Raw genomic sequence first — 19,685 nt, 5'->3', positions numbered from 1 at the left:
TCACACCCCTCGCCCGACGGGTAGGGCAACACCAGAGGCCCGGCGCACCAGCAGGCGGGCGGCCACATTGGTCGCCACGGTGATCACCAACAGCACCAGGCTCACTTCCGCCAGCGTCTTGACCGCGAAGTTCGACGAATCGGTCAACGCCGAATCCAGTTGCGACACCACGGTGGCGGCGATGGTGGTCATCGTCGAGTAGATATTGGTGGGCATCGCACCCAACTCCGCGCCAGAGACCATGGCGACGGCCATCGTCTCGCCCAGCGCACGCCCGAGCCCCAGCACCACGGCGCCGACGATGCCGCTGGACACCCACGGCAGGGTGACCCTGCGTGCGCACTCCCAATCCGACATCCCCAGCGCGGTCGCGCCCTCGCGGGGCAGCGAAGGCACCTGGCGGATCAGGTCGCGGCAGGTGCTGGCGATGATCGGGATGATCATCACCGCCAGCACCAGGCCGGACACCAGCATGCCCTCGCCGTTTCCCGTGTTGCCACGAAAGTAGTTGAGTACCGGCACGTTCGGCGCATTACGGGCGATGACCGGTGCGACGCGGTGGGCGATGATCGGCCCGAATGTCATTGCGCCCCAGAGCCCGACGACGACGCTCGGGATGCCGGCGAGCAATTCGAGCACCACCCCGACGGCCGAGGCGAGCCGTCGGGGCAACCGCTGCGCGATCACGAAGGCCGCGCCAACCGACACCGGCACCGCGACAATCAGCGCGATCGCCGAACTCGCCAGGGTGCCGACGATCAACGGCAGCGCCCCGTAGTCGGCGCCGATCGGATGTGCGACGCCGTGGCTGACCACCGTGTCGCCGTAGGTGTTGCCCGGATTCCACGCGGTGCCGGTGAAGAAGTGCGGCCCATTGACTTTGATCGCGCCCGCCGCTTCGATGAGCAGCACTCCCAACACGAACACCAGCACGAGCAGCGGGAGCACCGCGGCCACCGCGCCGGCCCACCGCACCAGGCGGGGCGAATAGCCGGTCACCGCTCAGCTGGCGATCTTGGCGATCTGGCTGTCGGACAGCTTCTCCACCGCGGCGGGCAGCGGCTGGAAGTGGAACTGGTCCAAGAACTGGCGGCCGCTGCCGTCGGCGACCGTCCAGTGCAGGAAGGCCTGAATCGTTTGCGCGACGGCGGGATCCTTCTGATTGCTGTACACGACCGCGTACTCGTAATTCACGATCGGGTATCCGTTGGCGGCGGGCCCGTTGATCAGCGAGATCACCTCGTCCGCCGGAGTCTGCGGGGCGAAGCTCGCGGCTTCGGCCTGCACGCTCTGGGCGTCGGGCAGCAGGTAATTGCCCGAGGCGTTGCCCAATTCGGCTTCGCCCAAGCCCTTCTGGGTGGCCTGGTCGAGGTAGCTGGTGCCGATGTAGGCGACGCAGCCGGGGGTTTGCGCACAGCCGGTGACCATGCCGCCGGCGCCGTTTTCGCCCAGTGCGCCGGACACCGCGGGGAAGTCGACGGTGGTGTTGTAGCCGGGCGAGCGGCCCCAGCCGTCGGGATCCTGCTTGGACAGATACTGGGTGAACACGAAGGTGTCGCCGGATCCGTCGGACCGGTGCAGCGGAACCACCGGTGTGGCAGGCAGATTCACCCCGGGGTTGAGCGCCGCGATCTGCGGGTCGTTCCAGGATTTGATGGTGCCCTGATACATCGCCGCCAACACTTTGCCGTTGAGCTTGAGGTGTTCGGTGACGCCGGGCAGGTTGTAGTTGACCTGTTCGGCGGAGATCGCCAGGGCGATGTTCATCAGGCCCTGGTGCGACGACAGGTCACCCGCGGACAGATAGGCACCGGAGGCGCCGATGTTGACCGCCCCCGCCGCGGCCTGGGAGATCCCGGCACCCGATCCGGTGCTTCCGGTGGTGATCGAGATGTTGGGATATTTCGCGTTGTACGCCGGAGCCCACAGGTTCATCAACGGATACAGCTCGGTGGCACCGGTTTCGGACAACGCGACCTTGGACGTCGCGGGCGACGTGGCCGGATTACCCGACGTGGTTCCGGTGCCCGTCGAACCGCCCGTCGAGGTCGACCCGCAGGCGGCCGCGGCCAGCAGCACCGGCACCGCGACGGTCAGCACTCGCAAACGAATCTTCATGGAGTATTACCTTTCTCGTCCCCCGAGTGGCCTGCGGTCGCCGAACAGCCCCGAAACGTACCGGGCGGTTTCGGGCTGTTGTGGTGAAAAGAACAACTGCTCGGTGGGCCCTTCCTCGACGAGCCTGCCGTCGAAGAACAAGGCGGTGCGGTCCCCGATCCGGGCGGCCTGGGCGAGATCGTGAGTCACCATGATCACCGTGAGTCGACCGGTAAGGGATCGGATGAGGTCTTCGATCTTCTCGGTGGTGGCCGGGTCCAGCGAGGAGGTGGGCTCGTCGAGCAGCAGCACCTCCGGATTCACCGCGAGGGCACGGGCCAGGCACAGCAACTGCTGCTGACCACCGGAGAGCCGGAACGGCGAATCGCCGAGCCGGTCCTTCACGGCATCCCATAGGCCCACCTCGACCAGCCGGGCCTCGGCCACGCCTTTGAGATGCTTGCGCGGCACCATCTTGTGGGCGCGCACACCGGCGACCACGTTGTCGACGATCGACATCGGAAACGGATTCGGGCGCTGGAACAGCATGCCGACCCTGCGCCGAAACTCCATCAGGTCGCCGCGGCTGAAGATGCTCTGTCCGCCCAACAACACGTCGCCCTGGTGGCGGTAGCCAAATACCTTGTCGTTCATGCGGTTCAGGGTGCGCAGGAAAGTAGTCTTGCCCGAGCCGGTCGGTCCCAGCAAGGTGGTCACCGTGCGCTCGGAAAAGTCCAGGCTCACGTCGCGCAGCACAGTGCTGTCGGCGAAGCTCAGGGTCAGGTTTAGCGCTCGCATGGCGAAAGCCGTTACGTCAGTAGTGGTCTGGTCGTCGAGCCGTTCTGGGGTGGTCAACACTCCATCAAGCTACGTCGCGAAACCCGGTTAATCGCCGCGCGCAGCCAACCTCTGGATATCTTCAAAGCGTCCGCTCACCCTGCGCCCATCTTCGGCGATCGGAGCCATTCTCTGATTTTCCTCAGAGGCGTCGCTCATCGTCCGCCCAGGTTTCCTGGCTTCGATACCAACGGGGGCTGGCGAGAGGAGTTCGGCGTGAAGCGCAACCGAGCCGGTGTCACCTTGAGTCTCGTGGCCGTCTGTGCCCTGGCGTTGTCGGCATGCGGCGGCAGCACCCACGCCTCGTCCTCAGGATCTGGCCCCGCGCCGTCGGCGGTGCAATGCGGCGGCAAGAAGCAGCTCAAGGGTAGCGGTGCCACCGCGCAAGAAAACGCGATGGAACAGTTCGTGTACGCCTACGTCCGGTCGTGCCCGGGATACACGCTGGACTACAACGCCAACGGCTCCGGTGCCGGGGTAACCGATTTCGCCAACAACGTCAGCGATCTCGCGGGGTCCGGCGATCCGCTCGACCCCACCAAGGGTCAGGTCGACCGTGCGACGCAGCGGTGCGGCTCGCCGGCGTGGGATCTGCCGACGGTCTTCGAGCCGATCGCGATCACCTACAACATCAGCGGCGTGAACACGCTGAAGCTCGACGCTCCCACGCTCGCAAGGCTTTTCAACGGTGCCATCAACAGGTGGGACGACCCGGCGATCAAGGCGCTCAACCCGGGCACCAATCTGCCGTCGGTGCCCATCCACGTCTTCTTCCGCAGTGACCAATCCGGCGACACTTCCAACTTCCAGCAATACCTCGTCGCCGCGTCGGGCGGCGCCTGGGGCAAGGGCGCCGGCCAGGCGTTCAACGGCGGCGTCGGCGACGGCGGCGTCGGGGACAACGGCACCTCGGCGGAAGTCCAGAACACCGACGGGTCGATCACCTACAACGAGTGGTCGTTCGGGGTGGGCCGCCAGCTGAGCATGGCCCAGATCATCACCCCGGCCGGCCCGGATGCGGTGGCTATCAGCACCGACTCGGTCAGCAAGACACTGGCCGGCGTCAGCTTCAAGGGTCAGGGCAACGACCTGGTGGTCGACACATCGTCGTTCTACAAGCCGACACAAGCCGGCGCGTATCCCATCGTGGAGCCGACCTACGAGATCGTCTGCTCGAAGTATCCCGATGCGGCGACCGGCACGGCCGTTAAAGCGTTCATGCAGGCCGCAATTGGGCCGGGCCAGGTCGGCTTGGACCAATACGGATCGATTCCGTTGCCCAGCTCCTTGCAATCGAAAATCGCCACCGCAGTCAATGCGATTTCGTAGTCGCCGAAGAGTTTTCGAAGGGAGCGTGGACGGTGAACGAAACCATGTCGCGAGTAGGAACCCGGTTCGGGCCGTATCAGTTGAAGCGGCTGTTGGGCAGTGGCGGAATGGGCGAGGTCTATCAGGCCGAGGACACGCGTAAGCACCGGGTCGTCGCACTGAAGCTCATCTCGCGAGAGTTCTCCACCGACGCCACATTTCGCGCTCGGATGCAGCGCGAGGCGGACACCGCGGGGCGGTTGACCGAACCACACATCGTGCCCATCCACGACTACGGTGACATCGACGGCCAGTTCTATGTCGAGATGCGGATGATCGACGGGACCTCGTTGCGCAGCCTGCTCACCAATTACGGCCCGCTGGCCCCGGCGCGAACGGTGGCCATCGTCGACCAGATCGCGGCCGCCCTGGACGCCGCGCACGCCAACGGCATCACCCACCGCGACGTCAAACCGGAGAACATCCTGCTGACCGACGACGACTTCGCCTATCTGCTGGATTTCGGCATCGCGCGTGCCGCCACCGACCCGGGCCTGACCCAGAGCGGAATCGCCATCGGGACCTACAACTACATGGCCCCGGAGCGGTTCACCGGCGATGAAGTGACCTACCGCTCCGATATCTACGCGCTGGCCTGCGTGCTGGGCGAATGTCTCACCGGCGCACCGCCTTACCGCGCCGACAGCGTCGAGCGGCTGATCGCCGCGCACCTGCTCGAGCCGGTGCCGCGGCCCAGCGAGCTGCGCCCGGGCCGCGTGCCGCGTGCGCTGGATCAGGTGATCGGCAAGGGCATGGCGAAAAATCCGGTCGACCGCTTTTTCACCGCAGGCGATCTGGCCGCGGCGGCCCACGAGGCGCTCACCGAACCCCACCAGTACCAGGAAGCCACGATCCTGCGGCAAGGCCAGGATGCGCGGATACTGAACGGCGACACCATGGTCCGGCCGTTGTTCTGGGAGGAAGACGGGGGCGGTTGGCGACGCACCGGGCCGCCGGTCCCGCCGGTGTCGCGCCCGCCGTCCGGCCCGCAATCGCTGGCGCCCCAACCGGATTTCGCGCGCACCGATGACCGCAAGCGCAGGCGGTGGCTGCTCACCGGCGCTGCCGTGCTGTTGGTGATCGCCGCCGTCGCTACCACCGGGTACCTGCAGACACGGCCGTCGGCGGCAGCCAAGCAGCCGACTTCGGGTCAAACAGTGTTGCCGTTCAACGGGATTGACTTCCGCCTGTCTCCGGGCGGGGTGGCGCTGGACAAGGCCGGCGATGTGTACGTCACCAGTGAGGGCATGTACGGCCGGGTGGTCGAGCTGCCGCCCGGGTCGAGCAGCCCGACGGTGCTGCCGTTCAGCGGGCTCTACCAGCCGCAGGGGCTTGCGGTGGATAGCGCGGGCACCGTCTACGTCGCCGATTTCAACAACCGGGTGGTGAAGCTGGCGGCCGGGTCGAGTGCCCAGGCCGTGCTGCCGTTCAGCGGCCTCAACTATCCCGAAGGTGTGGCTGTCGACGGGCAGGGCAGCGTGTATGTCGCCGATCGCGGCAACAGCCGGGTGGTGAAGCTGGCGGCCGGGTCGAGCACCCAGACCGTGCTGCCGTTCAGCGGGCTCAAGAATCCCGACGGTGTGGCGGTGGACCCGGCGGGCAACGTCTTCGTTACCGACACCGACAACGACCGGGGAGTGATGTTGCCGGCCGGGTCCAGCGCCCAGACCGTGCTCCCCTTCGGCAGCGTCTCGGCGCCGTGGGGCATCGCGGGCGACAACGCCGGCGACGTGTTCGTCACCGAACACGACGGCAATCAGGTGCTGAAGCTGCCGGCCGGGTCGAACACTCCCACGGCGCTGCCGCTGACCGGACTCAACACCCCCTTGGGGGTGACGGTGGATGCCGCCGGGAGCATCTATGTCGCCGACCGCGGCAACGACCGGACCGTGAAGCTGGCACCCTGAGATCTCCCGCTCAGGAAGCGGTTTCGCGCTCGGCGGCCAGGAGGTCGTTGTGCTCGCCCAGCGCGGGCGGGGGAGCGGGGACCACCGCGTCGAAGCTGCCGTAGGTCGCCGGCGTGCGGATCACCGTGACGGCATCGGTGCCACTGCCGACCTTCAGGGCGAGGTCGTTCTCCGCGAACAGCGGGGTATCGACGACCTGCTTCCAGTTGTAGGCAAGGGTTGCCATCAGGCCGCCCTCGTGCAGCAGCTCAACCCATTCGGCGGCGGTCTTGGCGGCCAGCGCCTTCTCGAGCTCCTCGGTCAGTTCGTGGTAGTTGAGGGCCCGCGCGCGCTGGTCGATGAACCGCTCGTCGGTCAGCATGTCGGGCCGGCCGATGATCTCGCACAGCTTTTTCCAGTGCTTGGGCACGTACGCGGACAGCACGAGGTATCCGTCGGAGGCCCTGAACGCGTCCGACGGTTGGGTGGCGAATCCAACTCCCTTGCGCTTCTTCGTGTTTGGTGCGGCATCAGTTTTCGGCTTGGGCGCCTCACTGGGCTTGTTCAGGTGAATCGTGAGCTGGCTGGCCTGCAAGCTGACCGCGACGTCATACATCGCGACCCGCACGACGTCGCCCTCGCCGTGGCGCTCGCGGTTGAGCAGTGCGGCCAACACGGCCTGGGCCAGCACATGGCCGCTGGCGGCGTCGACGAGCTGGAACGGAATGATCTGCGGTTTGCCGGTCGGGGTGGGCATCCCGCTGGTCATGCCCGACTCGGCCGCGACCATCAGGTCGACACCCGGCCTGCTGCCGTGCGGTCCGTTGCCGCCGTAGGCCGACAGCCGCGCGTAGATCAGCTTCGGGTTGCGCGCCCGCAGGACGTCGGGGCCCAGCCCCATCCGCTCCATGACCCCGGGCCGAAACCCTTCCAGCACAACGTCAGCGGTGTCGGCGAGTCGCAGGATCTGTTCCTTGATTTCGGGGTCGGTGAGGTCCGCCATCACCGACTTCTTGCCCCGGTTGTGCGGCAGAAACAGCGTGGCCAGCGGCGGGCGTCCGGGCAGGACGGCGGTGATGTGCCGGGCCGCCTCGCCGTTGGGTGCCTCGATCTTGATGACCTCGGCACCCAGGTCGGCCAGCACCTGGCCGGCCATCGGTCCGGCGATGTTCTGGGTGAAATCGAGTACCCGGAATCCGTCAGCTGGCTTGGCGGGCTTGCCATTTGGCGTGTCAGGCATAGGTGGGCCTTCCTTCAGTCTGCCTTGCGCAAAACCGCGGTGCAGTAGTAGTTCTTGCCGAACGGGGCTTCTTCGTCGCCGGGTTGCAGCGGTAGTCCATTGTCGGCCATCAGCTGGTTGAGTGGGGTGCGAACCGGCTGCCAGCCGCGGTCGGCCAAATAGGTTGCGGCGTCGTTGCGATCGCCCGGAAAGCCGAGATCGTCCAGTGCGACATCGAGCCCGGCGTCCTGCCACTTCCTGGTGGCCTCGTTCAAGGCGTCCCCGCTGGTCCCCGAATTGATGAACACCTCGGCGACCACTTGGCTGCCGTCGGCGGACAGTTCGGTGATCTTGTCCAGCAACCGATCCTGGGCCTCCGGAGGCAAAAACCCGAGCAGGCCCTCGGCGGCCCATGCCGCCGGCCGGCCGGTGTCGAAGCCCGCCCCGAGCAGCGCTGCCGGCCAATCGTCGCGCAGGTCGACGGGGACGGCCCGGACGTCGGCGGTGGGTTGGGCGCCGAGTGCGGTGATGGTGGCGGTCTTGAATTCGATGACCTGCGGCTGGTCTATCTCGAACACCGTCGTGCCCGGCGCCCAGGGCAGCCGGTAGCCGCGGGCGTCGAGCCCGGAGGCCAAGATCACCACCTGGCGGATGCCCGCGTCCGCCGCCGCGGCGAAGAAGGCGTCGATGTAGCGGGTGCGGGCGGCCAACATATCGGTCATCCGCCGCATGCCCCACGGGGCGCCCGGGACGTCGACCTGATCGGCGTCGAGTTCGCCGGCGGCCCATCGGGTGAAGAAGTCGACGCCGACGGCGCGCACCAGCGGCTCGGCGAACCGGTCATCGATCAGCGCGTCCCGGGTGGCCCGGGCCCGTCCGGCGGCCACCATCGTCGCGGTGGCTCCCACGCTGGTCGCCAGATCCCAGCTGTCGTTGTCGGTGCGCCCCATCCGTGGTCCCCTCTCTCGATCCGGTACTGGTTAGACACAGTAACGAGCGAATATTCGAGTGTCCGAGGCGGTGACCAAAGACCCCCGTGACGAGGGCGTTGCGCCCTTATCAATGAGTGCGACCCGGGGCAGCATCGGTGTGTGACGAACACTGTGCAGGCGGTGGCTAAGCCAATCAGACGCCTCGGATTGGAAGCCTGGTCGCTACTGCAGTTCGCGCGGTCCGGTGGGTTGCGGCTGGTCCGAGCCGGTCGAATGTTCGAGGTGCTCCGCGCACTCGAGCGCTACGGCCTGTTGGGGGCGGCGACGGCGATCACCGCCGCCCGAGACCACGACGGAGTGGCGCTGATCGACGAGCGCGGCGCGCTGAGTTTCGGCGATCTGGACATCCGGACCAACGCGTTGGCCAACGAATGGCGCCGGCGCGGGCTTGGTCCGGGTGCTCGTGTCGCGATCTTGGCCGCAAACCACCGGGGTTTCCTGGAAGCGGTCTACGGTGCCGCCAAATCCGGCGCCGGGGTCGTGCTGCTCAACACCGGTTTCGGCAGTGCGCAACTGGCCGACATGGTTGCTCGCGAAGGCGTCGACTTACTTGTTTACGACGACGAATACAGCACCACTGTCGCAGACGTCTGCCCGCGGTTGGGACGGTTTCGGGCCTGGACCCAGACACCCGGCCCTGACACACTCGACGCTCTGATCCAACATGGCGATACCTCCCCGCCGCCCAATTCCGGTGGCCGGCCCAAGATCGTCATTCTGACAAGCGGAACGACGGGAGTTCCGAAGGGCGCAGCGCGCTCGGAGCCGTACTCGCTGATACCGGTTGGGAGCCTGCTTGGGAAGGTGCCTTTTCGAGGCCGCGAAGTCACCGAATGCTGTGTGCCACTGTTTCATTCGTTGGGTTTTAGTCATGCGATGATGGCGATGGTGCTGGGCTCGACGTTGGTGCTACACCGCAAGTTCGATGCCGAGCAGACCTTGGCCAGCGTGGCCGCGCATCGGGCCAGTGCCATGATCGTCGTGCCGATCATGCTTCAGCGCATTCTGGATCTGGGTCCGGCAGCCCTCGCCGAGCACGACTTGTCGGCATTGCGCATCGTGTTCGTCGGCGGATCCCAGCTGGGCGCCGCAGTGGCCACGCGTGCGCTCGCAGCATTGGGGCCGATGGTCTACAACATGTACGGGTCCACCGAGGTCGCCTACGCCAGCATCGCGACGCCAGCCGATCTGACCGTCGAGCCGGGATGCGTCGGGGGAGTCGTGCCCGGGTCGGTCGTCAAAGTTTTCACCGAGGACCGGCATGAGGCTCCCCCGGGAATACCGGGAAGGATCTTCGTCGGCAACGTGCTGGCCTTCGAGGGATACACCGGTGGTGGCACCAAGGAATCGATTGAGGACCTGATGGCCACCGGCGACGTGGGCCATTTCGATCGGGCCGGCCGGCTGTTCATCGACGGGCGCGACGACGAAATGATCGTCTCCGGGGGCGAGAACGTGTTCCCGGGTGAGGTCGAAGAGGCACTCGCCCATCATCCGGACATTCGCGATGTTGCGGTCGTCGGCGTCAGCGACGAGGAGTTCGGTCAGCGGCTGCGAAGCTTTATCGTCGTGCGACCCGGCGCGTCGCTGACCGAGCATGACGTCAAGGAGTATGTCCGAAATCGGTTGGCCCGCTTCAAGATTCCGCGTGATGTGGTGTTCGTCGACGCGCTGCCCCGCAACGCGGGGGGCAAGGTGCTCAAACGGTTGCTGAAGAGCCAATCAATCCAAGACCAGGCGGGGGTGTGACATGGCCCGATCTCACCTCGGCACGATGACCGCGTCAAGTGCGCGGGGACCCGAAGCGCGCACCGTGACGGTGCCAGGTGGAAGCTGGCGCGCCGAACCCGCTACGGCGCCTTGGCCATCGGAAGGCACGGCCGTTCCGGCGACCACGACCAGCACACCACCGCTTGCCACCGTGAAAGTTGTGGTGGCGCCAGGATCCAGCCGCAGCCGGTAGACGAGCCAGCGCGAGGTGTGCTTCTCGACGCGCAATCCTGGTGCGCGGCCAATCCGACGCGGCGCTGGATGGCCGGTTGGTAGTTCGATCCCGATCATCCGGATAGGCCCAGAATTCGACCGGTGCGCGTGCACGCGGTGGATCAGCGGAAAGGCCTTGTGCGGCTGCAGGATCACGGTACCTGCGGGCACTCGCAGCCAGCCACGCGTCAGACGGGTTGCCAGCAGCCGCAGTTGGCTCAGCAGTGCGGTCGAACGTCCCAGAGATGTCCGGCTGCGCTGACGGCCTGGCTCTTGCGATCGGAACCGCCCGCCGGAGGTGATGACGTACACGGTGTCGCGGTCGTGTCGGTGAAACAAGGTCGCCGTGCCTGGATCGATGGTGACCTCGTAGACCCTGGCGCGGTCGGTGCGGAACTGTTCAACGTGATTCGGCTCGACCGAAACGTCGACCCACTCGATTCCGATCTCGCCGTTCTGATTCCCGTCGCACACCGTCGACACCTGCACCATCCGTGAGATTGCCAAGCCCGTGAAAGACCAAGTTACCGGGTTGAACACAGATCTATTACTGCCGAGTGTCGACGAGTCTGAGCATGCCGCAACGGCCCTACCATCGCCGAATGCAGACGATGACCTTGCTTGTCGAGCCGACTCCTACCCTGGTGCGCGACCCCGGATGGCGGCGCAGCGCCGACTGGGCGCGGCGGCTGGCGTGGATCAGCCTGACCGTCGTGCTCGTCGAAAGTGTTGTCGGCCTGTGGCAGGGCCTGGCGGTGGGATCGGTCGCGCTGACCGGGTGGGCGCTCGGCGGCGCGGCCGAGGCATTGGCCAGCGCGATGGTGGTGTGGCGCTTCAGTGGCACCCGGACGCTCTCCGCGACGGCCGAGCGACGCGCGCAACGCGGTGTGGCGCTGTCGTTTTGGTTGACCGCCCCCTACATCGCCGCCGAATCCGTCCGCGATCTCCTCGAGGGGCGCCATGCGCACGTCTCGGCGATCGGTATCTGGTTGACGGCCATTGGGTTGATGCTGATGCCGCTGCTGGGCTGGGCCAATCACCGGCTGGGCGCGACCCTGCACTCTGAGGCCACCGCCGGGGAGGGAACGCAGAACTACCTGTGCGCCCTACAGGCGGCCGGGGTGCTGACCGGGCTGACGATCACGGCCAGCTGGTCGGGTGGTTGGTGGGTCGACCCGGCGATCGGCCTGGCCATCGCCGGCCTCGCCGTCGCCGAGGGCATCCGGTCCTGGCGCGGCCAGCAGTGCTGCTGCTAAGGGATGGGCAGGTCCGGGCAGGCGAGTGCGTAGTCGATGTCCGGCGACACCCACACACTCCACTGCTCGGCGCTCATGTTCGCCGTCAACTTGGCGCATAGTGCTTCGGCGCCACCGCCGGGCGCCCTGCGGTGGACGGCATCCCAGAGCCGCACGGTGTGGTCCTGGCCGGCGCTGACCAGCCGCTGCCCGTCCGGGCTGAACGCCACCCCGTGCACCGCGTCGGTATGCCCGATCAGCACCTCGGCGGTCGGGCCGTCCCAGATGCGCACGGTGCCGTCGTAGCTGGAGCTGGCGACACGCGTGCCGTCGGGACTGAACGCCACACCGCACACCACGCTGGTGTGCCCGGTCAGCGGCGCGCCCAGCGGCCGCCCGGTGGCGGCATCGGCCAGCCGCACGGTCTGATCGCGGCTGCCACTGGCCACCCGGGCGCCGTCGGGGCTGAACACCACCACCCACACCGTGTCGGTGTGCTCGGTCAGGGGGGCGCCGGCGGGCTTGCCGCTGGCGGCGTCCCACAGCCGCACCGTCTTGTCACCCCCCGCACTGGCCAGCCGGTGTCCGTCGGGACTGAACGCCACGCCGTACACCACGCCGGTGTGCCCCCTGAGGGGCTCGTTGACCTGCTGCCCGGTGGCGACGTCCCAGATTCGTACCGTCCGGTCGTCGCCGGCGCTGGCCAGCCGGTGTCCGTCGGGACTGAACGCCACGGCGTAGATCACGCCGGTGTGCCCCGTCAGCGGTCTACCGATCGGCTCCCCGGTGGTCCCATCCCACAATCGCACCGTCTTGTCGCCGCCGCCGCTGGCCAGCAGCCGCCCGTCGGGGCTGTACGCCACACAATGAACCCTGGTGGTGTGGCCGGTGAGTGGCTCGCCGACCGGCCGGCCGGTAACCGCATCCCAGACGCGTACCGTCCTGTCGTCGGCGGCGGCGGCAAAGCGCTGCCCGTCGGGACGAAACGTCAAGCCGAGCAAGGGTTTACCAGCGTCCATGATCTTGAGGGTGCGGGGTCGCAATGCCAATGCGTGCGAGATGGCTTCGTCGTCGGGTTCGGATGAAATGGCCCGGGCCGCGAGCAGCTGCTGGAAGGCCCGCGCATCGCCACCCGGAATCGTCTGGGCCATCATCGCTTTCGCCTCGGCGACGAGCCGGCGCGCCACCAGGTCGCGAAAGCGTTGCCGTTCAGCCTGCAGCCTGCCGTCCTGGCGTTGCCGGGAGGCGGCGAGGTACTCGGTGGCGACGTCGAGCCGTTCGGCGAATCCTGGCTTTGCAGAGACTGTTTCGGCCACCGCGAGGCGTGCCCCCTCCAATAGCCAGGATTCGTCGCGACCGTTGCGCTCCCACGCCGCGGTCGCACGTTCGAGATCGGCTGCCACGAGCAGGCTTTGGCGTTCCTCCTGCAGCCATCCGACCAGTTGATCCCACTGGCGCAGCAAGCTTTCCAGGGCGACTTCGAGCACCACCTCGCTATGGCGCCGGTCGCGCACCAGCAGCCGCTTCTCCACGAAAGCATCGATCAGCTTTCGGCTTTCGGCGGGCAGCTCGGATTGCAGCGCCACCCGGCGCATGGGCCGGTCGTTGTCGGGGTTGATGGAGGCCAGCCACGGGATGAACGCCGAGCGCAGCAGTTCCAACGCGGCATCGGGATCGTGATAGCCCTCTTCGAGGATCTCCTCGATCTGGTTGTTCACCACGTTGGGCATGCCGCCCATGGACTCGTAGTCGTCCAGGGTGATTTCTTCTGCGGTGCCGTAATCGGTGTAGAGCCGCTGCAGGGTGAGCGCGAGCAGCGGCAGGGTGTCGGCGCCCGCGCCGGCCTCGGCGACAAGCCGGTCGATCAGATCGTCGGCGATGGCGAGTCGGTTGCCTGCCTCGGACGCGCGCGCGGCCGGTCCCTTGATCGCGGCCGGAAATTGGTGGTGTGGCATCGTTTTCAGCTCGTTGAACAGCTCGGTGCCGATGCCGTCAAGCGCGGGATGGTTCTGCATCGCCTCGTAGCGGTCGGTGCGGATCGTCGCGGCGACGATCAGCCCGACGTCGTTGGTGTTGATGCCGGCGATGACCGCTGTGAGCACGTCGAGAAAGCCGTCCGCTTCCTCGGCGGCCTGGGCGGAGGCGGATTCGGCGGAGAATAGTTCCTCCGCCTGATCCAACGGCAGCACCAAGGTCGGGGGCGCGGCGTTGCGGTGCGGGTTCCCGGTGACGATCTGCGCCTGCCGTTGCGCGGCGGCGGTGCGCACCGCGACCAACAACTCCTGGACCCGCTCGTGGTCTCGTTCTCGGCAGATCTTCTTGATCTCGCCCAGTGGCGGCGAATTCGGCAACTTCAGCGCCCGGCACGCCGAGTGGATGGCCGCGGCCAAACCGCGATCGCCGGTCATCGCATTGCGCGCCGGGCGCACGGTCCCCAGCACGACAAAGTTGCGGTCGTCGCGCTGCAGGCGGGGGATCAGGCCGGCCCGCAGGAAGGACGACTTACCGCTGCCCGACGGACCGAGCACCACGAACAGCGACTTCACGCCGGAGAACCGCATCTTGCGCAGCTCGTCGGTGCCGCGCATGATCGCCGCGTCCCGCCCGAAAAACACGCCGGCGTCGATGTCTTCGAACGGCTCCCAGCCGCGATACGGCGACCGCAATGGGTCGCTGTGCGGCGGCCAGACGAAGTTCTCCGGCCCGATTCCGGTCCCCTCGATCGCCTTTTTCAGCTGATCCAGCGCCGCGGCGTTGAAGAGCACCGGCGTGCCGGACGCCGTGATCTCGGTCTTCGGGCCGGGCGCGAACAGATCGCAGCGCTGCCACTCCGCGGTGATGTCGGAGTCGCCGGTGTCTTCGATCCGGGCGACCAGGATCTGTTTTCCCAACGTCTCCGCGGTGCGGTATTCCGTCTTGCACTCGGGCGAACTTCCCCAGGAGTGGGAGACCAGGCAGATCACCGCCTCGCAGCGCTGATTTGCCTGACGCAGCGCGTCCTTCCACCGCTGACCCGGCGCCAGCCCGGTGTCTTCGGCGATGTCGAGGAAGATCTCGTCGACCAGTTCGGGGCGCTGGTCGATCAACCACTGCCGCAACGCCCTCGCTTGCGCGTTGTCCTTGCTCGAATGGCTGAGGAATATCCGCGTCACGGGCTCATTGTGCAGGAGTTGATCAGTTGAGGCGATACCGGATCAGCCGGGAGCTGTTGGCTACCACCGCAACTGACGAGGCGTTATGCAGGATCGCGGCCAGCACGGGGGACAGCGCCCCGCCCGCGCCGATGAGCAGCCCGACGGCGTTGACCGCGATGGACATGCCGTAGTTCTCCCGGATGACGTCGACCGCCCTGGCGCCCAAGTCCCGGACGTCGAGCAGCCGATGCAGATCGTCGTTGGTCAGCGCCACATCGGCGGTCTCGACGGCGACATCGGTGCCGGCCAATCCCATCGCGATCCCGATGTCCGCGGCCGCCAGCGCCGGCGCGTCGTTGATGCCGTCGCCGACCATGCCGACGATGTAGCCCTCGCTTTGCAGCTCGCGCACCGCCGCGAGTTTGTCCTCCGGCATCACCTCGGCGCGCCACTCGTCGATCCCGAGTTCGGCGGCGACGACGCCGGCGATGTCCGGGTGGTCTCCGGTGAGCATGACGATCCGGCGAATTCCGTTGTCCCGCAACTGCGTGAGCACCTCGGCCGCCTCGGGCCGCACTTCGTCGCGCAGGCTGATCAGCCCCACCAGGGTGCCGTCCACCGCGAGCAGCAGCGGTGTCTCCGCCTGGCGCCGCAGCTTGTCGACCCACTCCTGCGCCTTCTTCGACACCTTGACCTTTTCGGCGCGCAGCAGGGACGGGCTGCCCAGCAACAGGGTGCGACCGTCGGCCCACGTCCGCATGCCCAACCCCACCAGCACCTCGCACTCCTCGTGCGGCGGGATGGTGATGTGCCGCTCCTCGGTCGACCGGATCACCGCCTCGGCCAGCGGGTGTCGCGAGTGGATCTCCGAACTGGCCGCATATGCCAGTACCTGCTCGGGCTCCCAATCCTTATGCATGGCAACGATATTCGTCACCACCGGGCGACCGACCGTCAGGGTTCCGGTCTTGTCGAACACGATCGCGTCGACCCGGCCCGCCTGCTCCAGGTGCGACCCGCCCTTGATCAGGATGCCGCGGCGAGCGCCGTTGCCGATCGCGGCGCTGATCGCGGTCGGGGTGGCCAGTCCCACCGCGCAGGGGCACGCGATCAGCAGCATGGTCATGGCGCGCCGCACGTCGCCGGTGATCGCCAGCGTGATCGCGGAGACGATGAACGAGGTGGGAACGAAACGGCGAGAGAAGTTTTCGCCGACCGTCTGGATCGGCGCGCGGTCGTGATGCGCCTCCTCGACCCGGGCGATGATGCGGCCGATGGTCGTCTGGTTGCCGACCGCCTCGGCGCGCACCACCAGGCGCCCGCGCTCCACCACCGAACCGGCGTGCACGTGCGCCCCGACCGTGATGCTGACCGGCAGATTCTCACCGGTGATCGCGGATTGGTTGACGATGGCCTCGCCGTCGACCACCAAGCCGTCGACCGGGATCGCGACGTGGTCGTGCACCACCACCTCGTCGCCGATCTCCACCGTGTCGATCGGCACCTGGATCTCGGTGCCGGCCTGCGGGCCGTCAGTCAGCCGGATCCAGGCCGTGTCCTGGTTGCCGCGCAGCAGTTCCGAGATGGCGCGCCGGGTCCGTCGCAACGTCAGATCCTGTAGGTACTCACCGATATTCAGCAGCCACAGCACGGTGAGCGCGACGACGTTCTCGCGCAGGATGAGGCTGGCCACCGTCGCGGCCGAGACCAGGGCATCGGTGCCGGCCTTGCCCGACCGCAGCGAGCGCAGCGCGCCGCGCAGAAACGGATAGCCGGTGAAGATGGTGGCGCCGGTCGCGACCATCCGGCCACTGGGGCCGAGCAGCGGCGGGCGTGCGAACACGTAGCGCCGCACCCCGAGCAGCGCCAGCGCCGCGCCGCCGATCACCATGCGCAGCACATCGGTGTTGCGGATCTCCGACGAATGCGGGGCGCGGGCGGGAATCAGCTCGGCGGCCACGTGTGCGGCGCCGCCGATCGCCGCCAGTACCTCGGCGCGATCGCATCGCCGGGGCGAATACCAGACGACGACGGATCCGGTGCGCGGGTAGGCGTGCACGGCGCGCACGCCGTCGCACTTGGCGACGGCCTCTTCGACCGCGACGGCGCGACGCGAGTCGCAGCGCACCCACCCGACCGACACCCGCATGCGTCCGGCCGCATCCGAAATCAGGTTCAGGGCAGAATCATCGGGCACATCGACGTCGGGGACCAGGGCGAGGGTCATGCCGGGCGATCAGTGTTCGTGGTCGTGCACGTCGGTGACGGCCGGGGTGGGGGCCTCCTCACCGATCCGCTCCCGGGCTTCGGCCATCACATCGGCGATCTTCAGCCTTGCCGACTCCGCGGCCTCCTCGGCCTTACGGGTTCCGCGCAGTCCGAGTTCGGCGCCCTTGACAGCGGTCTCGTGTAGCGGCGCCTTGGCCGCAGCCTTGCGCACCACCTCGTAGGCCGTCACGCCAACCAGGCCCGTGACTACCGTCGTCGCCGCCTTCGCCAACAACCCATACACCGCCATGGTGTGAAACCTTTCTCCCAGTTCGTCGGAGCGTCAACCCTTAATGGCAATCGTTATCATTAGGCCGGCGACCCCCGTGGTCGGAGCGCCAACCAACGCTGAGCCGACGTTAACATTGCTATATTGCGATATCAACATGGATTTCGCCTGCCCGCAATGGTGTCGGCCAGTCGGAGTAATGTCGAACGCATGTTCGAATCGAGGTCGGCGCGACCGCTCCCACCGGAGACGATCTCCCGGTTGGAGGAAGTGCTCGAGCGCTGGCGGCTGCGGGAGCCGACGGTGGAGTCCGCTGCGTGGATGGAGCAGATCGCCACGGCGGTACGGATCGAGAACCGGGCAGTGGCCGCCCAGTTGGTGGCGATCGGGCAGTTGTTCGCATACCGCTGCGCGTCGAGTTCCGCGACCGACGACTGGGCGGTCGACACGGAAGCGGCCGTGTCCGCTGAGGTGTCCGCGGGCTTGCGGATCAGTCACGGGTTGGCCGCCGACCGATTGCGCGTCGCCCGCGCGATGCGTGAACGGCTGCCCCAGACCGCCGAGGTTTTCGTCGCCGGAGACATTGATTACCACGCGTTTGCCACGATCGTGTCGCGCACGGATCTGATTGTCGACACCGATGCGTTGGCCCGGACCGATGAGTTGGTAGCGGTCAATGTGGTGCGCTGGCCTTCGCTGACGCGGGGTCGGCTGTCGGGCAAGATCGACGGCATCGTGGCCCACGTGGACGCCGATGCGGTGCGCCGGCGCAAGGAACGCCACGTGGATCGGGAGGTCTGGATCGGGTCCGACGCCGACGGGATTTCCCAGATCATGGGCAGCCTGTTCACCGTCGACGCCCACGCCCTGGACACCCGGCTGAACGCGCTGGCGGCCACGCCATGTGCCCACGACCCCCGCACCACCGAACAGCGCCGCGCCGATGCGCTGGGGGCCTTGGCCGCCGGCGCCGATCGGCTGGGCTGCCGCTGCGGGCGAGCTGATTGTGCAGCGGGCAAGCGGCCCGCGCCCTCGCCGGTCACCATTCACGTCATTGCTACCCAGGACACCCTCATCGGCGCCGCGACAGCACCGGCCTGCGAGATCCGCGCCGACGGGTTGATTACTGCCGAACTCGTTGCCGAACTGGCGAAATCGGCCAAACTGGTCCCGCTGACCCACCCCGGCTACGCCCCACCGGAGCAGGGCTACACCCCGTCGAAGGCGCTGGCCGACTTTGTGCGCGCCCGCGACCTGACCTGTCGCTGGCCTGGCTGCGATGTCCCCGCCTTCGACTGCGATATCGACCATACGATCCCGCACGCGCAGGGCGGAAAAACCCACGCGGCCAACCTCAAGTGCTATTGCCGCACGCATCATTTAACAAAGACTTTTTGGGGCTGGCGCGAGCAGCAACTAGCCGACGGCACGCTGATCCTGACCTCCCCGGCCGGACACACTTACGTCACCGTCCCCGGCAGCGCCCTGCTTTTCCCCAGCCTGTGCTACGCCGTGGGCGGCATGCCCGCGCCCGCAACCGACCCACCTCAGGATTACTGCGCTGAACGCAGCGCCATGATGCCCAAACGCCGCCGCACTCGCAGTCAAGACCGCGCCTACCGTGTAGCCGCCGAACGCCGGCGAAACCGCGAAGCGCCCCCCGCGCGCACCGGACCCGCCCCGCCCTCCGTTCTCTTAGAGGACCCGCCACCCTTTTAGAGGACCTGCGTGACCTTCTCGGTCTCGATGCGGCGTTGCAGCGCCGACGGATCGGGGTTGGCGACCTGCACCAGCGAGCCGCCGACGGACATGGCCGCCAGCAGGCCGTCGATCAATTCGTCGGGGCCGGGCCACGAAGCGGTCGATAGCACCCGATCGTTGGCCGTCAATCCCTTTGCCGCCGAGGACTTTTCGCAGTCGGCCAGTACGTGCTCCACCGATCGGCCGGCCAGCGCCGGACCGGGCTGTCGTTCGGCGATGATCTGGTCGCCGTGCACCCGCACCGCGGTGGCGTAGTCCGTCACACCGATCGGCAGGCCGGGCACGCCGCGGCCGAACGGATCCAGCGACAACACCGCCACCTCGCCGCCGGGTTCGACGACCGAGTCCGCCTCGTCGAGTCGCGCCGCGGTGCACAGCGCCATGTCGACGGGGCCGGCCGCGTCAAGCACGACCTCGGCGCCGATCCACCACACCCCGAACAGCACCGCCGCGGTCTGCCAGTGCGCCGGCAGCAGGATGCCCACCCGGCTGGCCGGGCCCGCGCCCAGCTCGTCGCGTAACAGGTTCCCGGTCTTGGCGGCCCAATTGGCCAGTGTCACCGCGGACAACTCGATGCGTTCGCCGGTGGCGTCGTCGTAGTAGGTGATGCGCGGGCCGACCGGGTCGGCACGCAGCATCGGATCCAGGATCGCCCCGGAAAGAGTGTGAGCCACGA

The 19,685-nt window shown here is 67.5% G+C and carries 15 protein-coding genes; 5 read left to right on the top strand and 10 right to left on the bottom strand.

The genetic code is table 11. The features are described from left to right. From pstC to MNAB215_RS02845, 3 genes are read right to left on the bottom strand one after another with little or no spacing between them, the layout of a single operon-like run. Positions 1–999 (bottom strand): phosphate ABC transporter permease subunit PstC, encoded by a 999-nt coding sequence (gene pstC / locus MNAB215_RS02855; RefSeq protein ID WP_077077365.1) that lies wholly within the window; start codon positions 997–999, stop codon positions 1–3. Positions 1,000–1,002: 3 nt separating this feature from the next. Next, positions 1,003–2,118: a phosphate ABC transporter substrate-binding protein PstS gene (gene pstS / locus MNAB215_RS02850; protein WP_077077364.1), complete on the bottom strand. Its 1,116-nt coding sequence runs from the start codon at positions 2,116–2,118 to the stop codon at positions 1,003–1,005. Positions 2,119–2,124: 6 nt separating this feature from the next. After that, on the bottom strand, positions 2,125–2,895 hold the full coding sequence (locus MNAB215_RS02845) for an ATP-binding cassette domain-containing protein (RefSeq protein WP_077078365.1): 771 nt from the start codon (positions 2,893–2,895) through the stop codon (positions 2,125–2,127). A 255-nt stretch (positions 2,896–3,150) separates the two neighbouring features. Between MNAB215_RS02845 and pstS (MNAB215_RS02840) the strand changes: the two genes are divergently transcribed. Together pstS (MNAB215_RS02840) and MNAB215_RS02835 are read left to right on the top strand one after the other, a co-directional pair. Further along, positions 3,151–4,263 carry a phosphate ABC transporter substrate-binding protein PstS gene (pstS, locus tag MNAB215_RS02840; RefSeq protein ID WP_077077363.1) on the top strand — a complete coding sequence of 371 codons (1,113 nt, stop codon included), beginning with the start codon at positions 3,151–3,153 and terminating at the stop codon, positions 4,261–4,263. A 44-nt stretch (positions 4,264–4,307) separates the two neighbouring features. Then, on the top strand, positions 4,308–6,209 hold the full coding sequence (locus MNAB215_RS02835; protein WP_077078364.1) for a serine/threonine-protein kinase PknD: 1,902 nt from the start codon (positions 4,308–4,310) through the stop codon (positions 6,207–6,209). Positions 6,210–6,219: 10 nt separating this feature from the next. On the opposite strand, the gene MNAB215_RS02830 is transcribed toward MNAB215_RS02835, so the two are convergent. Then, complete coding sequence (locus MNAB215_RS02830; protein ID WP_077077362.1) at positions 6,220–7,428, bottom strand: CoA transferase; 1,209 nt, start codon at positions 7,426–7,428, stop codon at positions 6,220–6,222. A 14-nt stretch (positions 7,429–7,442) separates the two neighbouring features. Next, complete coding sequence (locus MNAB215_RS02825) at positions 7,443–8,357, bottom strand: class I SAM-dependent methyltransferase (RefSeq protein WP_077077361.1); 915 nt, start codon at positions 8,355–8,357, stop codon at positions 7,443–7,445. A gap of 141 nt (positions 8,358–8,498) precedes the next feature. On the opposite strand from MNAB215_RS02825, the gene MNAB215_RS02820 reads away from it, so the two are divergent. Next, on the top strand, positions 8,499–10,148 hold the full coding sequence (locus tag MNAB215_RS02820) for an AMP-binding protein (protein WP_245830114.1): 1,650 nt from the start codon (positions 8,499–8,501) through the stop codon (positions 10,146–10,148). A gap of 12 nt (positions 10,149–10,160) precedes the next feature. Here MNAB215_RS02820 and MNAB215_RS02815 read toward each other — a convergent pair whose 3' ends face one another. Then, positions 10,161–10,856 carry a cupin domain-containing protein gene (locus tag MNAB215_RS02815; RefSeq protein ID WP_131829076.1) on the bottom strand — a complete coding sequence of 232 codons (696 nt, stop codon included), beginning with the start codon at positions 10,854–10,856 and terminating at the stop codon, positions 10,161–10,163. A gap of 137 nt (positions 10,857–10,993) precedes the next feature. Between MNAB215_RS02815 and MNAB215_RS02810 the strand changes: the two genes are divergently transcribed. Then, positions 10,994–11,638, top strand: a complete 645-nt coding sequence (locus MNAB215_RS02810) for a cation diffusion facilitator family transporter (RefSeq protein ID WP_108637562.1) — start codon at positions 10,994–10,996, stop codon at positions 11,636–11,638. Here MNAB215_RS02810 and MNAB215_RS02805 read toward each other — a convergent pair. The 3 genes from MNAB215_RS02805 to MNAB215_RS02795 are packed head-to-tail and all read right to left on the bottom strand — an operon-like array spanning position 11,635 to position 17,269. Continuing rightward, on the bottom strand, positions 11,635–14,769 hold the full coding sequence (locus MNAB215_RS02805; RefSeq protein ID WP_077077358.1) for an nSTAND1 domain-containing NTPase: 3,135 nt from the start codon (positions 14,767–14,769) through the stop codon (positions 11,635–11,637). The two genes, MNAB215_RS02810 and MNAB215_RS02805, sit on opposite strands and share 4 nt — an antisense overlap. A 22-nt stretch (positions 14,770–14,791) precedes the next feature. After that, positions 14,792–16,978: a manganese-exporting P-type ATPase CtpC gene (gene ctpC / locus MNAB215_RS02800; protein WP_077077357.1), complete on the bottom strand. Its 2,187-nt coding sequence runs from the start codon at positions 16,976–16,978 to the stop codon at positions 14,792–14,794. A 9-nt stretch (positions 16,979–16,987) separates the two neighbouring features. Continuing rightward, positions 16,988–17,269, bottom strand: coding sequence for a DUF1490 family protein (locus tag MNAB215_RS02795; protein WP_077077356.1), 282 nt, complete (start codon positions 17,267–17,269; stop codon positions 16,988–16,990). A 189-nt stretch (positions 17,270–17,458) separates the two neighbouring features. Here MNAB215_RS02795 and MNAB215_RS02790 point away from each other — a divergent pair, with 189 nt between their 5' ends. Continuing rightward, positions 17,459–18,967, top strand: coding sequence for an HNH endonuclease signature motif containing protein (locus tag MNAB215_RS02790; protein WP_077078362.1), 1,509 nt, complete (start codon positions 17,459–17,461; stop codon positions 18,965–18,967). On the opposite strand, the gene MNAB215_RS02785 is transcribed toward MNAB215_RS02790, so the two are convergent. After that, positions 18,964–19,647 carry a TIGR03089 family protein gene (locus MNAB215_RS02785; RefSeq protein WP_077077355.1) on the bottom strand — a complete coding sequence of 228 codons (684 nt, stop codon included), beginning with the start codon at positions 19,645–19,647 and terminating at the stop codon, positions 18,964–18,966. The two genes, MNAB215_RS02790 and MNAB215_RS02785, sit on opposite strands and share 4 nt — an antisense overlap. Positions 19,648–19,685 lie beyond the last annotated feature (38 nt).

The organism is Mycobacterium numidiamassiliense (assembly GCF_900157365.1).
GTDB lineage: Bacteria > Actinomycetota > Actinomycetes > Mycobacteriales > Mycobacteriaceae > Mycobacterium > Mycobacterium numidiamassiliense.
The sequence above is the reverse complement of the archived record's forward strand: the minus strand, read 5'-3'. Positions and strand labels throughout refer to the sequence as shown.